At 63.1% G+C, this 13887-nt stretch carries 13 protein-coding genes; 9 read left to right on the top strand and 4 right to left on the bottom strand.

Going from position 1 to position 13887, the window contains the following annotated elements:
- The first annotated feature begins 43 nt into the window (after positions 1-43).
- From trhA to AC1DX4_RS18685, 4 genes are all read left to right on the top strand, one after another.
- Entirely contained in the window at positions 44-730 is a 687-nt protein-coding gene (gene trhA, locus AC1DX4_RS18700; protein ID WP_477221692.1) for a PAQR family membrane homeostasis protein TrhA, read from the top strand.
- 213 nt (positions 731-943) lie between these two features.
- Positions 944-1969 (top strand): MotA/TolQ/ExbB proton channel family protein, encoded by a 1026-nt coding sequence (locus AC1DX4_RS18695; protein ID WP_477221691.1) that lies wholly within the window; start codon positions 944-946, stop codon positions 1967-1969.
- Between the two features lies 1 nt (position 1970).
- Positions 1971-3002: a peptidoglycan -binding protein gene (locus tag AC1DX4_RS18690; RefSeq protein WP_477221690.1), complete on the top strand. Its 1032-nt coding sequence runs from the start codon at positions 1971-1973 to the stop codon at positions 3000-3002.
- Between the two features lie 248 nt (positions 3003-3250).
- Complete coding sequence (locus AC1DX4_RS18685; protein WP_477221689.1) at positions 3251-3679, top strand: hypothetical protein; 429 nt, start codon at positions 3251-3253, stop codon at positions 3677-3679.
- 93 nt (positions 3680-3772) lie between these two features.
- Here the strand turns inward: AC1DX4_RS18685 and AC1DX4_RS18680 are convergent, their stop codons facing one another.
- Entirely contained in the window at positions 3773-4126 is a 354-nt protein-coding gene (locus tag AC1DX4_RS18680; protein WP_477221688.1) for a DUF1304 domain-containing protein, read from the bottom strand.
- Positions 4127-4392: 266 nt separating this feature from the next.
- Between AC1DX4_RS18680 and AC1DX4_RS18675 the strand changes: the two genes are divergently transcribed.
- Both AC1DX4_RS18675 and AC1DX4_RS18670 read left to right on the top strand, forming a co-directional pair.
- Complete coding sequence (locus AC1DX4_RS18675; RefSeq protein ID WP_477221687.1) at positions 4393-5877, top strand: carboxypeptidase M32; 1485 nt, start codon at positions 4393-4395, stop codon at positions 5875-5877.
- A gap of 251 nt (positions 5878-6128) precedes the next feature.
- The gene (locus AC1DX4_RS18670; protein WP_477221686.1) at positions 6129-8033 is read left to right on the top strand and encodes a DUF3857 domain-containing protein; all 1905 of its coding nucleotides are present in this window, start codon (positions 6129-6131) and stop codon (positions 8031-8033) included.
- 18 nt (positions 8034-8051) lie between these two features.
- On the opposite strand, the gene AC1DX4_RS18665 is transcribed toward AC1DX4_RS18670, so the two are convergent.
- Positions 8052-9851 (bottom strand): ABC transporter transmembrane domain-containing protein, encoded by a 1800-nt coding sequence (locus AC1DX4_RS18665; protein ID WP_477221685.1) that lies wholly within the window; start codon positions 9849-9851, stop codon positions 8052-8054.
- 206 nt (positions 9852-10057) lie between these two features.
- Between AC1DX4_RS18665 and rpmE the strand changes: the two genes are divergently transcribed.
- A complete protein-coding gene (gene rpmE, locus AC1DX4_RS18660) occupies positions 10058-10279 on the top strand; it encodes a 50S ribosomal protein L31 (protein WP_477221684.1) in 222 nt (73 codons plus the stop codon).
- 54 nt (positions 10280-10333) lie between these two features.
- Here rpmE and AC1DX4_RS18655 read toward each other — a convergent pair whose 3' ends face one another.
- Positions 10334-11041: a hypothetical protein gene (locus tag AC1DX4_RS18655; RefSeq protein ID WP_477221683.1), complete on the bottom strand. Its 708-nt coding sequence runs from the start codon at positions 11039-11041 to the stop codon at positions 10334-10336.
- A 160-nt stretch (positions 11042-11201) separates the two neighbouring features.
- On the opposite strand from AC1DX4_RS18655, the gene AC1DX4_RS18650 reads away from it, so the two are divergent.
- Entirely contained in the window at positions 11202-12287 is a 1086-nt protein-coding gene (locus tag AC1DX4_RS18650; RefSeq protein WP_477221682.1) for a helix-turn-helix domain-containing protein, read from the top strand.
- Positions 12288-12303: 16 nt separating this feature from the next.
- On the opposite strand, the gene AC1DX4_RS18645 is transcribed toward AC1DX4_RS18650, so the two are convergent.
- Positions 12304-12933: a TetR/AcrR family transcriptional regulator gene (locus AC1DX4_RS18645; protein WP_477221681.1), complete on the bottom strand. Its 630-nt coding sequence runs from the start codon at positions 12931-12933 to the stop codon at positions 12304-12306.
- A gap of 125 nt (positions 12934-13058) precedes the next feature.
- Between AC1DX4_RS18645 and AC1DX4_RS18640 the strand changes: the two genes are divergently transcribed.
- Complete coding sequence (locus AC1DX4_RS18640) at positions 13059-13886, top strand: NAD(P)H-binding protein (RefSeq protein ID WP_477221680.1); 828 nt, start codon at positions 13059-13061, stop codon at positions 13884-13886.
- Position 13887 lies beyond the last annotated feature (1 nt).

Raw genomic sequence — 13887 nt, 5'->3', positions numbered from 1 at the left:
CTGTCCGGTGGCTGCCCAGATAAGGGGTGACGCAGGACTCCGCATGACCAACACACCGCCGCAACTCGAAATTCCCTTTGTCGGGCGCTGGCACTATTCCCGTGCGGAGATGATCGCCGACGGCATCGTCCATGCTGTCGGCATCGTGCTGGCGATCGCGGCCGGCTCGGCGCTGCTGGCGCTGGCGGCGTTTCGGGTCGGGCCGGGCGAATACATCGCCGCCGCCTTCTTCGTGGTTTCACTGCTCACCGTGCTGTCGGTATCGATGACCTACAATCTCTGGCCGGTGACGTCGCCGGCGAAATGGATCTTGCGGCGCTTCGACCACGCCGCGATCTATCTCTTGATCGCCGCCACCTACACGCCCTTTCTTGCCCAGCTCGATGGCTCGCCATTGGCCAGCTGGATGATCGTCCTGGTGTGGGCGGCGGCCGTCATGGGCATTGCCATAAAAGTGTTTTTCCCCGGCCGCTTCGACCGGCTGGCTGTTGTCTTCTACCTCGCCATCGGCTGGAGCGGCATCGTCCTGGTCAAGCCACTCGTCGAGACGCTGCCGACGACGTCGATCGTGCTCATCGTCGCCGGTGGCGTCGTCTATTCCTGCGGTGTCATTTTCTTCGCCTGGAAGGGGCTGCGCTTCCACAACGCGCTGTGGCATGGCTTCGTCGTCACCGGCGCGGGCCTGCATCTGGCGGCCATGGTCGACTGTCTGGTCATCAACCGGCTCTGATGATGGAAACCGACTTCGGTTTCCATCTCAGATCGGACGCGTTGCATACTAGCCCGACGGCAATATTGCCAAGCGCCATTCAATTTGGTCACAATTCCGTTTAGAGTCGCGAACTGCGTGATCGGCGGCGCTGGAGCAATTCCAGGGAAAGTGCGAGCGGTTTCCCGTTCGGAATTGCGTAAAGGCAAATAGAGCATCGGAAACGGGGCACGGATGGCTTTTCTCAGATCCTTCGGCATAGGCAGGCGCTCCGACGTCCTGATCTATGATCCGCATAAACTGTCGAGTCCGCAGGTTTTCCTGCTGACCATGGTTATCTTCCTGGCCATCGTCGCCTTCATCGCCGCCATCCTGACCCGCCAGATCTCGACCGCCTTTGGCAGCAATCCCGGGCTCAACGGCCTGATCGTCGGCGTGCTCGTGGTCGGCATCCTGCTCGCCTTTGCCCAGGTCGGGCGGCTGTTTCGCGAGGTGCGCTGGGTCAACTCCTTCCGTGCCGGCTCTGAGACAACAGAGCCGATTCTGCTGGCGCCGATGAAGGCGATGATCGGCCGCTCCTCCGCGACGGCCTTTTCGACCAGTTCGATGCGCACTATGCTCGATTCCATCGCCACGCGCCTCGACGAGAGCCGCGACACCTCGCGCTATCTCGTCGGCCTGCTGGTGTTCCTCGGCCTGCTCGGCACCTTCTGGGGCCTGTTGAATACGATCGGCTCGATCCGCGAGACCATTGAATCGCTCGACCCCGGCACTGGTGACGCGGCGGCGGTGCTCGATTCGCTGAAGCAGGGTCTGTCGGCGCCGCTGGCCGGCATGGGCACGGCCTTCTCGTCCTCGCTGTTCGGCCTGTCGGGCTCGCTCGTGCTCGGCTTCCTCGACCTGCAGGCGGGCCGCGCCCAGACCCGCTTCTACACCGAGCTTGAGAACTGGCTGTCCTCGGTGACGGATCTGTCGTCAGACATCGTCGTCTCCGACCCGGCCAAGACCGAATCCTCCGACGAGATCCGTGTGCTGTCGGAACGGCTGCGCAGCATGCAGGAGAATGGCGGCGGCTCCAATCCGCGTGTCGCCACCGCCATGGCCAATCTCGCCGACGGCATTTCCGGCTTGGTCAAGAACATGCGCTCCGAGCAGCAGATCATGCGGGACTGGGTCGAGGCCCAGTCCGATGAACAGAAGGCGATGCGCAACACGCTGGAAAAGATTGCCGAAGCCCTGAAGAAGCCCGGGGTGCACTGACATGGCGCTTGCCAGGGGCCGGCGTACCGATCGCCGCATCGACTATTGGCCGGGCTTTGTCGACGCGCTGTCGACGCTGCTGCTCGCCATCATGTTCCTGCTCACCGTCTTCGTGCTGGCGCAATTCCTGCTCGGCCGCGAACTCTCCGGCAAGGATACGGCGCTCACACGCCTCAACTCGCAGATCAATGAACTGACGCAGCTTCTGGCGCTGGAACGCTCGACGGCGCAGGACAAGGACGATTCGCTCGCCAATTTGCAGGCGTCGCTATCGGCGGCGGAGGCGGAGAAGAGCCGGCTCGAACAGTTGCTGGCGCAAGGCGCCGGCGCCGGCGACGCCGCCACCCAGCGAGCCACGGAGCTGGGCGGCGAACTCGACAACCAGCGCCAGATCAGCCAGCAGGCGCTGAGCCAGGTCGAGATCCTCAACCAGCAGATCGCGGCACTGCGCAAGCAGATCGGCGCACTCGAGGACGCGCTCAACGTATCCGAAACCCGCGACCGCGATTCCAACACCAAGATCGCCGATCTCGGCCGCCGCCTGAACGTGGCGCTTGCGCAGCGTGTGCAGGAATTGAACCGCTACCGCTCCGACTTCTTCGGGCGTCTGCGCGAGATTCTCGCGGACCGCGAAAACATCCGCATTGTCGGCGACCGCTTCGTCTTCCAGTCGGAAGTGCTCTTCCCGACCGGGTCCGAAGTGATCAACGATGCCGGCAAGGTCGAGATGAAGAAGCTCGCCGACGCCATCATCGAACTGCAGAAGGAAATTCCGCCCGAGATCAACTGGGTGCTGCGCGTCGACGGCCACACCGACAACAAGCCGTTGTCCGGCAACGGCCGTTACCGCGACAATTGGGAATTGTCGACGGCGCGTTCGACCTCGGTGGTCAAGTTCCTGATCGAGAACGGCGTGCCGGCCAACCGGCTGGTCGCCGCAGGCTTTGGCGAGTTCCAGCCGCTCGATCCCGCCGACACCGACGAGGCGCGCAACAAGAACCGCCGTATTGAACTGAAGCTCACCGAACGGTGATTCACCATCACGGAAAAGTCACGCGAACTTGTTTGCCAGCTCAACTCTAGGGCGCAGACCGGAGCCGGCAAGGCCTGAAAAGATTATCTTTTTTTAATTACACTTCACTCCGAAGCGCTCCTAGCTTGCTGCGCAGGGCCGAGAACCGCCGGCGATGCCTCCCATCGCGACGCGACGGAACTGGACGACCCACAGCTGGAAGGCAGACGAAAGAACCGCTGCCTTTCTCTTCAGGAGGAGACGCGACGATGCGCTCTTTTAACCCCACGCTCAGAACTGCAGCACTGACCGCATTCTTCATCGCCATTCCGCTCGCCGGCGCCTATGCCGCGGGCCATCACAAGGGCGCTCTCGATGCCACCAACCCGACCGATTTGACGGGTCCGCGTGTCGAAGCCCTCATTGAACAGGCTCAAGGCGTCCGCCAGGGCATCGTCGACGCACGGCAGGCCAACAACATCACCCCGGCCGTGGCGGCACACCTGGAAATGCGCACCAACCAGATCCGCCAGGCGGCCGAGAAGATTGCCGCGTCGGATCACGGCAGGATACCGGCCGCGCAGTATCATGACCTGCTGAGCCATCTCGACCGTGTCGACCAGCGTTTGATGATCGATACCGGCAGCGGTTTCCAGATGGGCGACGGTTCCGACGGCGGAAACTATCCGAACGGCTGAGGCGATCCCAAACGATTCAAGAGGAAAGGACACCTGGCGCCTTCGGGACCCCAATCCCGCGGGCGCCCTTTTTCCTCACCAACCCGGCCTGCCTTACCAACCAAGCCAGACCGCGATCAGGGCGACCAACGCCGGCGCGGTCTGGATGAACAGGATCTTGCGGCCGACCGTTGCCGCGCCGTAGAGGCCGGCAATCGCCACGCACAACAGGAAGAAAACCTTGACCTGAAAGCCGGCGGCGCCGAGATAAAGCCCCCAGATCAGGCCGGCGGCGAGAAATCCGTTGTAGAGGCCCTGATTGGCGGCCAGCACCTTCGAGGCATTGGCGAATTCCGGCGTCAGGCGGAATGTCTTGTGCCCGCGCGGCGTGTCCCAGAGCACCATCTCGAGATAGACGATGTAGACATGGATCAAGGCCACCAGCCCGACCAGGATGTTGCCGATCATTTGCTCCCCCTTCGTGGTTTGCCGACAGCATTTCATGCGTGGTATCGCCTGCGCAAGGTGCATCTGACGGAGGGTGTCTAGAGCAATTCCAGGAAAAGTGTGAAGCGGTTTTCCCGGGAAAGGCGCGTAGCGCTTTCCCCCGGAATTGCGTCAAAACAAAGAGTCAGAGCTGCTCACCGTTTCCGTGAAACGGTGAGCAGCTCTGAGGGTTGCCAACGCTTTTGCGTTGGTGTCTTTTCGCGCCGTCCTCAATCACGGAAGCCGCCATGTCCTTTCAGAAACTCGACGACCTCGGCCACAAGCTCGAAGCACTTGAGCATGCGCTGGCCATTCTCGGCGCCGATGAGGCGACGCATATGGCCGTCGGCGGCGGCGAGAAGCGTGCCGAGGCGATGGCGGCACTGGCCGGCATGTACCACACCAGGGCAACCGCACCGGAAATCGCCGACTGGATCGCCGCCGCCGAAGGCGAGGCGCTCGACGACGAGCAGCGCGCGGCTCTCGCCGAACTGCGGCGGCAATACACCAACCTGACCTGCCTGCCGGTCGAATTCGTCGAACGCCAGACGACGGCCCGCATGCGTTGCGAGCAGCTGTGGCGCGACCTGCGCGCCAAGAACGATTGGGCGGGCTTCCAGCCGGCGCTCGAGGGCGTGGTGGCGCTGGTGCGCGAAGAGGCGGCTCTGCGCTCCGCCGTGCTCGGCCTCGCCCCTTACGATGCGCTGATGGAGCAATTCGACCCCGGCAACCGCACCGCCGACATCACCCCCGTCTTTGCCGACCTGAAGGCCTTCCTCAAAGGCTTCGTGCCGGAGGCGCTGGCGATTCAGGAAGCGCGGCTGCGCAAGCATCCGCTGAAGCCGCTTTCGGGCACCTATGCGATCGACAAGCAGCGCGAGCTTGGCCTTGCCATGATGGCGGCGGTCGGTTTCGACCTGACGCACGGCTCGCTGTCGGTCTCGCACCATCCCTTCTGCGGCGGCGTGCCGAGCGACGTGCGCATCACCACCCGCTACAAGACATCGGATTTCCTGTCGGCGCTGATGGGCGTGCTGCACGAGACCGGCCATGCGCTCTACGAGCAGAACCTGCCGAAAGCATGGTCGCACTGGCCGCTCGGCAAGGCGCGCGGCATGGCCGTGCATGAAAGCCAGAGCCTGTTCGTCGAAAAGCAGATCGGCCGCAATCCAGCCTTCTGGCGCTGGGCGCTACCGGTGGTGGAAAAGCATCTCGGCGAGGCCTGGTCGCTCGACGATCTCCTGCCGCATGTGCATCGCGTCGAGCGCGGCCTGATCCGCGTCGACGCCGACGAGGTAACCTATCCCCTGCATGTCATCCTGCGCTACGAACTGGAGCAGGAACTGGTCTCGGGCAGGCTGGAGGTGGCTGATCTCCCCGAAGCCTGGGATGCCAAGATGCGCGACTATCTCGGCCTCTCCACCATCGACAATCCGGCCGACGGGCCGATGCAGGACGTGCATTGGCCGGGCGCCGCCTTCGGCTACTTCCCGTCCTACACGCTGGGCGCGATGATGGCGGCGCAGCAATGGGCCGCGCTGACGCGCGAGCATCCCGCCGCCGACGACGAACTGGCGAAAGGGAATTTCGCTGGTATCAACGACTGGCGCCGCAAGAAGATATGGTCGCAGGGGTCGCGCTGGTCGACACCGGACCTGCTCGAACGCGCCACCGGCGAAAAACTCAACGCCGTGTATTTCGTCAATCACCTGAAGCAACGCTACGGCGCATGAGATCGGCCGTCATGCCATCCCGATTTCGCTGACCATCGACACGAACCCGCAACAAGGCGATGACAAGGCTCTATCGGACGACGACCGAATTCCAATGTCTTGCGGGATCGCCGCTACTTTTCTATCACTGGTGGTGTCCGCCGATATCTGTCGAACGTGCGGATCATAAGGGCGGGTACTTTCCGGTGACATCTTCTGCGATCACACGGCTTGTCGTCTTGATTGCCTTCGCGATTTTCTGCGCGCCGGCCATGGCCGACCCAGAAATCCACAAAGGCAGGCCAGGCGCCTGGATCGACCGGATCGAACTCCCCAAGGCAGACCCGCGCTTCGACAGCCAGATCAAGAACGGCATCTCCAATCTTGTCTCGGAATATCAGATCCGGCAGCAGCCCGGCGGCATCGAGGCCTTCGACCGCTATGCCTACAAAATCGTCGACCGCACCGGCCTCGAGCGCGGTGCCGCCATAAATTTCGAGTTCGACCCGGCGACGTCGCAGGTCACGATGAACTGGCTGAACATCATCCGCGACGGCGTGGTCATCGAGCGGCTGCCCGGAGCCACGTTCGATGTCTTCCGGCGCGAAAAGGACGCCGAGAAAGGACTGTTCGACGGCTGGCTCACGGCCTATGTGAATGTCGACGATGTCCGTGTCGGCGACATCATCGACTATGGCCGTACCACTGTCAGGACACCGATCGTCGGCGCCGATCTGTTTTTCCACTCGGTCGCCATGGCCTGGGGCGAACCCATCGCGCTCATCCGCGAGCAGGTGACCTGGCCGGCAAACCAGCCCTTGAACATCCGCCAGGTCCGCACCGACATCCAGCCGGATGTCAAAACCGACGGTGCGTCGAAATCCTACACCTGGCAAAGCGTCAACCCTGCCCCGGTCAAATCAGAGGAAAACCTGCCGGCGGATTTCCTGACCTATCCGACGATCCAGATCTCCTCGACAGCCAAATGGCAGGACGTTGTCGACGCGATGTTGCCCTACTATCGGCTCGACCAGGAACTGCCGGCCGCTTTCATATCGAAGCTCGATGACATCGCCGCCAGATACGCCAGGCCGGAAGACCGCATGATCGAGGCAATGCGGCTGGTCCAGGACACCATCCGCTATGTAAGCCTGTCGATGGGCCGCGGCTCCTATATTCCCCGCAGCCCCGGCACCGTGATCGCCTCAGGCTTCGGCGACTGCAAGGACAAGGCCCTGCTTCTTGCCTCCAGCCTGCGCCGGCTTGGCGTTGAGGCCGATCCGGCCCTGACCGATCTCGACGACGGACTGGCGCTTGGCGACATGCTGCCGACGATCCGCGCCTTCGACCACGTCATCGTCAAGGCAACGATCAAAAGCCAGACCTACTGGATCGATGCGACCAATTATCTGCAGGGCGGTCGCGCCGAAAACCTTGTTGCGCCCGACTATGGCTTTGCCTTGCCGATTATCGCCGGCAAAGCGCAGATGGAGAGGATGGAGCGCAAGGAGCTTTTCCAGCCGACCACTTTCGTCAACGAGGCGTTCGACTTTCCCAAACTCAAGGGCGAGGCACTCAAGCTGACGGTCAGCACGACCTATCGGGACGCCGATGCCGACTCCATGCGCTACAGGCTGGTTTCTCAATCGGCCACCAAGCTCGCCGACGACTATCTCCAGTATTACAACCGGCAGTATCCCGGAATGACCAGCCTGGCACCTTTGTCGACACATGACGACCGCGACGGCAACGTCGTCACCACGGTCGAATCCTACGCGCTTGCGGCCGAGGATCTCGACGCCGATGATCTCGTCAAGAACTTCCCGCTGAAGGCGGATGTCGGCATCAGCAATCTGCCGGAGCCGGACATGGTCGGCCGGGCCGGGCCGATCTGGCTCGGCAGCCCGATGTTCAAGCGCCATCAGTGCATCGTCCGGAACCTGAAGGCGGCGTTTGTCGGCCCCGAAAAGTCCGATGACGTGATCACGGCCTATGTCGCCTTCAAGGCGCGCTGGTCGAGCACGCCGACCGAGTTCCAGGTCGACTGGTTTCTCAAGACGATCGGCGATCGGGTCCCCGCCAAGGATATCGGTTCCTATTTGAGGTCGCGCAGGAAGATGAGCGATAACGCCTCATGGAGCTACAATTTCGGCTATGCCGAAACCGAGGCGAATTGACCGGTATAGTGGAAATGCTTACTCCGCCGCGCCCCTGAAGGCGCTGGCGCCGGTCTCGAACTGCAGCTTGGCCAGCCTGGCATAGATGCCGCCCTTGGCGACCAGGCTCTGATGTGTGCCTTCCTCGACGATACGGCCGCCATCCATGACCAGGATGCGGTCGGCCTTCAGCACCGTAGCCAGCCGGTGGGCGATGACGATGGTGGTGCGGCCCTGCATCAGCCGTTCCAGCGCCGTCTGCACCAGCGTCTCGCTTTCGGCGTCGAGTGCCGAGGTGGCTTCGTCGAGCAGCAGGATCGGCGCGTCGCGCAGGATGGCGCGGGCGATCGCCACACGCTGGCGCTGGCCGCCGGACAAAGTCACGCCGCGCTCGCCGACCTGGCTGTCATAGCCATTCTCGAGCTTGAGGATGAATTCGTCGGCCAGCGCGTCCTTCGCTGCCGTCTCGATCTCGGCATTGCCGGCACCCGGCCGGCCAAAGCCGATATTGTCGCGCGCGCTGGCCGCGAAGATGGTGACGTCCTGCGGCACGATGGCGATGCGCTCGCGCACCGAGACCGGATCGGCCTCGCGCACGTCGACGCCATCGATCAGGATCTTGCCGGTCTCTGGATCGTAGAAGCGCAGGATCAGCGAAAAGACCGTGCTCTTGCCGGCTCCAGAGGGCCCGACAATGGCCACCGTCTCGCCGGGCATGACCTGAAAACTCAAGCCATGGACGGCGGCACGGTCGGGCCGCGCCGGATAGGAGAAGGAGACGTTGTCGAAGACGATCGCGCCCTTGGCGACCGCCGGCAGCGGCTTCGGATCGGCCGGCGCCTGGATCGCCGGCTTCTCGGCCAGGATTTCGGTCAGCCGTTCGGCCGCACCCGCCGCCTGGGCAAGTTCGCCCCAGACTTCCGACAGCGCGCCGAGCGCACCGGCCGCGAACACCGAATAGAGCAGGAACTGGCCAAGCGTGCCCGGTGATATCGTGCCTTCGAGGACGTCGCGCGAGCCGAACCAGAGCACCGCGACAACGGACGAGAAAATGGTGAAAATGGCAAAGAAGGTGAGAAAAGAGCGCGCGAAGATCGAGGAGCGCGCCGCCTCGAAGGCAGCCTCCACCGCGCCCGAAAAATGGCTGGTGACCAGCTTCTCGTTGGTGAAGGCCTGCAGCGTGCGCACCGCGCCGATCTGCTCGCTGGCATAGGCCGTGGCATCGGCAAGTGTGTCTTGCGCCTGCCTTGATTTGCGCCGCACCGAACGGCCGAAGGCGACCAGCGGCAGAACGATCACGGGTATGGCAGCTATGACCAGGCTGGACAGTTTCGGGCTGGTGATGACCATCATTCCGACCGCGCCGAGGCCAAGGATGACGTTGCGCAGCGCGACCGAAGCCGTGGCGCCGACGGCCGATTTGACCTGCGTGGTGTCGGCGGCGAGCCGCGACACGATCTCGCCCGACTGCGCGGTGTCGAAGAAAGCAGGCGACAGCGTCGTCACATGGGCAAAGACGTCGCGCCTGATGTCGGCAACGACGCGCTCGCCGAGCGTAATGACGAAATAGTAGCGACCGGCCGATGCTGCCGCCAGCACGGCGGCCATCGCCACCAGCGCGGCGAAATATTCGGCGATGAAGGTGGTGCTGGCCGACGAGAAACCATGGTCGATCATGCGCCGCACGGCCAGCGGCAGCGCCAATGTCGTTGCCGCCGCGATGGCCAGCGAGATAAGCGCGCCGACGACCAGCGTGCGATATCCAGTGATATAGGGGAACAGGCGTCTGAGCGGCTTGAGCGAGCGTCGACGCTCGTCTGCGCTGCTTGATTGCGCCATCTCGGTGTTTCCTCTAGCCGCTTCGGCTTCATGCGCCGCAATATGCGCTTGCCGCGGCCTTGTGATTCAATTCCGCCTGATGTATAGGCTCGCCGACCGTTTTAGAAGCCGTGGCTCCTCAATAGCTGCGGCTTCGAGTTTTAAAAAGAGGCGCATCGACGCAGGCTTATGCCCGTCAGCCGCGCCGGCAAGCCAGGAACCGAGCCATGAAGAGCGCTATTCACCCCGATTACCACACCATCAAGGTCGTCATGACCGACGGCACCGAATACACGACCCGTTCGACCTGGGGCAAGGAAGGCGATACGATGAACCTCGATATCGACCCGACCACGCACCCGGCCTGGACCGGCGGCCACCAGACCCTGCTCGACCGCGGCGGCCGTCTGTCGAAGTTCAAGAAGCGTTTCGAAGGTTTCGGCCTCTAAGCCATTTAGACATTGCCGCAGATCAAAAACCCGCCTTCGAGGCGGGTTTTTTGTTCAACGGATGGTGGCACGAACAAAGTCCCCCTTGAGGACGACCGAGGGCTTGGCGCCGGTGGTGTTGGCAAGCGCGCTGTCGACGAAGGATGCCGTGGCGATGACCGAATAACTGATCGCAACCCCCTGGCCGAAGGCCAGCGTGGCATCCAGCGCCTTGCCGGTGATGGCGATGTTTTCGTCCTGCCTGACGCTGCCGAAGGCGAGATTGGCTTTCAGCGCGTCGCCTTTGAGATCGACGGTCGAGGCATGCCCGTCCAGCGAAACATCGGCCGCCTTGCTGGTTATGGCGATGGTGGAGAAATTCCCCGCCATGTTGGCCTGCAGCGCCGCCTGGTCGATCGACACCGAACTTTCGGGCTGAATGTTGGCGTTGATCTCGACCCTGCAGTCGGAGGGATCCAGCCATGAGGAGGGGGCAACGTCGATACGCAATGTCGAGGCCTCCAGCTTCATGTCGCTGGCAAGGCTGCAGTCATTGGCGAACCAGCTCGAATACCAGCGCGAAAACCAGCCTTCGCGGCGGCTGCCGATCGTCGCCTGATAAGGCGCCGAAGCCGACGTGGTGAGCCTGACGGAACTGGCTTCGCCCGATATGACGACGGCGCTCACACCGGCGAGATCGAGTGTCTTGCCGGCATCCCCGCTTGCCGGTGACGCAAGCACGATGCTGCCGAATGACAGCAGGCCAAGAATTGCGAATTTCATGGATATCTCCGATCATGTGTGGCGGTCCTGGCTGGACCGTGGCGCTGTCGCAATGACCCGGGACGTCGATTTCGGCGACCTCGATCGCGATCCGGGACGACCGTGAACGCAATCCAGGTCATTGTCGGTCGCTACCAGCCTTGGAACCACGCTTGCGATCATGATCTTCATTCCCCTTCCCTTCGTCGTCGCTCTGCTGCTCATCATCCTGCTCGTGCAGATGATCCGCCGAAACGAGGCCGATCTGCGCGAACACATCGCCTTCATGCTGCTGATGGCCGCCTATGCCTTGCAGTCGGTGCTGATCGGTGTCCGCTGGGGTTATGATGTCAGGGCCATGATGCCGGTCCAGTCGGTGCTGGCGACGCTGATCGCACCGCTTGCCTGGATCGCCTTCAGCGGCTTGACGAAGGAACGATCGGAGCATCGCCTGGCACGGCTGTGGCCACATCTGCTGCCGGCCTGCCTGGTTGCCTTGCTGCTGGTCTTCTGGCGCGAGCCGGTCGGCCCGGTGATCATCCTTGTGTTCCTGTCATATGGGTTCGCGCTTCTTTGGCTTGCGCTGGCCGGCCCGGATGTCCTTGTCGAATCGCGCCTCGACGGCGTCTTGCGGTCCTACCGGTCGCTGTGGGTGACGGCGCTGGCGATCCTCGCGTCGCCGATCACCGACATCATCATCAGTTTTGACATGCAATGGACCGGGGGAGCTCATTCCGGTGCGGTGATTGCCGGCGGCAACGTGCTGGCGCTGTTGCTTCTCGGCGGGGCTGCCGCGGTCGCCAGCGAAGCCACCGCTCCGGACGAAGACGAGGAAGAAGACGATGGGCCCGAGCTGCAAACCGCAACCAGCGAAGACTCCGCGATCGCGGCGGCGGTCGACGCGCTGATGCGGTCGAGGGAACTCTACAAGGATGTCGATCTCAACCTTGGGCGCATCGCCAGGCGGCTCGGCCTGCCGGCACGGCAAGTGTCGTCGGCGATCAATCGCATCCACCGATCGAGCGTGTCGCAATATGTCAACAACCAGCGGATCGCCGAGGCGCGCCGCCTGCTGGCGACGACGGACGAACCGATCACCCGCATCATGTTCGACGCCGGTTTCCTCAGCAAATCGAACTTCAACCGCGAGTTCCTGCGCATCACCGGCCTGAGCCCGAAGGCATGGCGGCTCGAGCATCAGCCGCCAGGCGGTGCGATGTCGGTCACATCCTTGCCGGCCACATCTTTGCTGGAGGGTGGAAAATGAACACGCGCAGTGCCACTCAGTCTCCCGTCAGTTCCCGCAGCGCCATGCGCTTGTAGGCGGCGACCAGCCTGTCGCCTTCCTGCCGGTCGACCGAGATCGCCAGCCGCATCGCGGCTTCGCCCATCTGCCAGACGAGAAACGCGGTCGTCTCCAGGGACACCGGGTCGGCATCCGGACGCAATCGCTTCAGCACCGCCACGAGGAATTCAGCGTTGGCCCGGCTGTCGGCGAGTTCGAGTTGGCGCAGCGCCTTGTCGGCCTGCGTGCCCGACCAGATGTCGCGCATCACCGGCTCGGCCAGGAACAGCCGATAATAGATATCGACCAGGTCCGAGAAAGCCCGCCGCAGGCCTTCGGCATCGCCGACATCCCTAAGTTCGGCCGAGATGCAGGCCTGGCTCTCGGCGGTGTAGCGCTCGGCCAGCGCCCAGATGATCGCCCGCTTGTCGGGAAAGAACTGGTAGAGCGAGCCGATCGACACCCCTGCCCGTTCGGCGACTTCGCCCATGCGCATGGCATCGCTGCCTTGCTCGGTGATCAGCGCCGAGGCAGCCGCCAGCATGCGCTCCACCCGCTCGCGGCTGCGCTGCTGGCTTGGCGCCCGCCGTGGCGAAGCCATCTGCTCATTGGCCGGCGTGCCTTCCATGGACTGTCTCCAACAACGCATTCGGCAAATCGCCGAGGGAATGGCTTGACTCGCAAAATACGAGGGTTTATCACGTTTTGCAAATGTGAGGATTACTCATGTTTTGCAACCAAGGGAAAACCACCATGACCGACACCAAACCAATTCTGATCCTCGGCGGCACCGGCAAGACCGGCCGCCGTCTCGCCGCGCGGCTGACGGCGCAAGGCATTCCGGTACGGGTCGGCTCCCGTTCCGCCGCGCCGCGCTTCGATTGGGACGCTCCTGCAAGCTGGGCTCCTGCACTCGAGGACGTCAGCGCGGTCTACATCAGCTACTATCCCGACATCGCCGTGCCGGGCGCCGCCGAAGTGATCGATGCCTTCGCCCGCCTTGCCGTGGAGCGTGGCGTTCGCCGGCTGGTGCTTTTGTCGGGCCGCGGCGAGCACGAGGCGCAGCGCGCCGAAGAGATGCTGAAAGCGTCCGGAGCCGACTGGACGATCCTGCGCTGTGCCTGGTTCTCGCAGAATTTCAGCGAAGGCTTTCTCATCGAGCCACTGCTGGCTGGCGAGGTGGCACTTCCGGTCGGACCTGTCGGCGAACCCTTTGTCGATGCCGATGACATCGCTGACTCCGCCGAAGCAGTGCTGACCCAGCCTGGTCATATCGGCCAGCTCTATGAGCTCACGGGGCCGCGGCTGTTGAGCTTCACTGATGCGGTCGCCGAGATTGCCAAGGCGGCAGGACGCGACATCCGCTTTGTCAGAATTTCGCATGATGAGTTCACGGCCGCTGTCGCGTCGTACGAACTGCCACCCGAAATCGTCTGGCTGCTCAACGAGCTGTTCACCCAGGTGCTCGACGGTCGCAACGAGTCGCTCACCGACGGCGTCCAGCGCGTGCTTGGCCGTGCGCCGAAAGACTTTTCCGCCTACGCAACCGAAACCGCCGCAACCGGCATCTGGAGCAACTGAA

Source organism: Mesorhizobium sp. P3_A8 (genome assembly GCF_056402995.1).
This window is presented reverse-complemented; position numbering and strand designations above follow the sequence as displayed.

What these genes read in the sequence shown, in the direction of transcription:
- trhA (WP_477221692.1), top strand. Translation starts at nt 44, where the DNA reads ATGACCAACACACCGCCGCAACTCGAAATTCCCTTTGTCGGGCGCTGG.
- AC1DX4_RS18695 (WP_477221691.1), top strand. Translation starts at nt 944, where the DNA reads ATGGCTTTTCTCAGATCCTTCGGCATAGGCAGGCGCTCCGACGTCCTG.
- AC1DX4_RS18690 (WP_477221690.1), top strand. Translation starts at nt 1,971, where the DNA reads ATGGCGCTTGCCAGGGGCCGGCGTACCGATCGCCGCATCGACTATTGG.
- AC1DX4_RS18685 (WP_477221689.1), top strand. Translation starts at nt 3,251, where the DNA reads ATGCGCTCTTTTAACCCCACGCTCAGAACTGCAGCACTGACCGCATTC.
- AC1DX4_RS18680 (WP_477221688.1), bottom strand. Translation starts at nt 4,126, where the DNA reads ATGATCGGCAACATCCTGGTCGGGCTGGTGGCCTTGATCCATGTCTAC.
- AC1DX4_RS18675 (WP_477221687.1), top strand. Translation starts at nt 4,393, where the DNA reads ATGTCCTTTCAGAAACTCGACGACCTCGGCCACAAGCTCGAAGCACTT.
- AC1DX4_RS18670 (WP_477221686.1), top strand. Translation starts at nt 6,129, where the DNA reads ATGGCCGACCCAGAAATCCACAAAGGCAGGCCAGGCGCCTGGATCGAC.
- AC1DX4_RS18665 (WP_477221685.1), bottom strand. Translation starts at nt 9,851, where the DNA reads ATGGCGCAATCAAGCAGCGCAGACGAGCGTCGACGCTCGCTCAAGCCG.
- rpmE (WP_477221684.1), top strand. Translation starts at nt 10,058, where the DNA reads ATGAAGAGCGCTATTCACCCCGATTACCACACCATCAAGGTCGTCATG.
- AC1DX4_RS18655 (WP_477221683.1), bottom strand. Translation starts at nt 11,041, where the DNA reads ATGAAATTCGCAATTCTTGGCCTGCTGTCATTCGGCAGCATCGTGCTT.
- AC1DX4_RS18650 (WP_477221682.1), top strand. Translation starts at nt 11,202, where the DNA reads ATGATCTTCATTCCCCTTCCCTTCGTCGTCGCTCTGCTGCTCATCATC.
- AC1DX4_RS18645 (WP_477221681.1), bottom strand. Translation starts at nt 12,933, where the DNA reads ATGGAAGGCACGCCGGCCAATGAGCAGATGGCTTCGCCACGGCGGGCG.
- AC1DX4_RS18640 (WP_477221680.1), top strand. Translation starts at nt 13,059, where the DNA reads ATGACCGACACCAAACCAATTCTGATCCTCGGCGGCACCGGCAAGACC.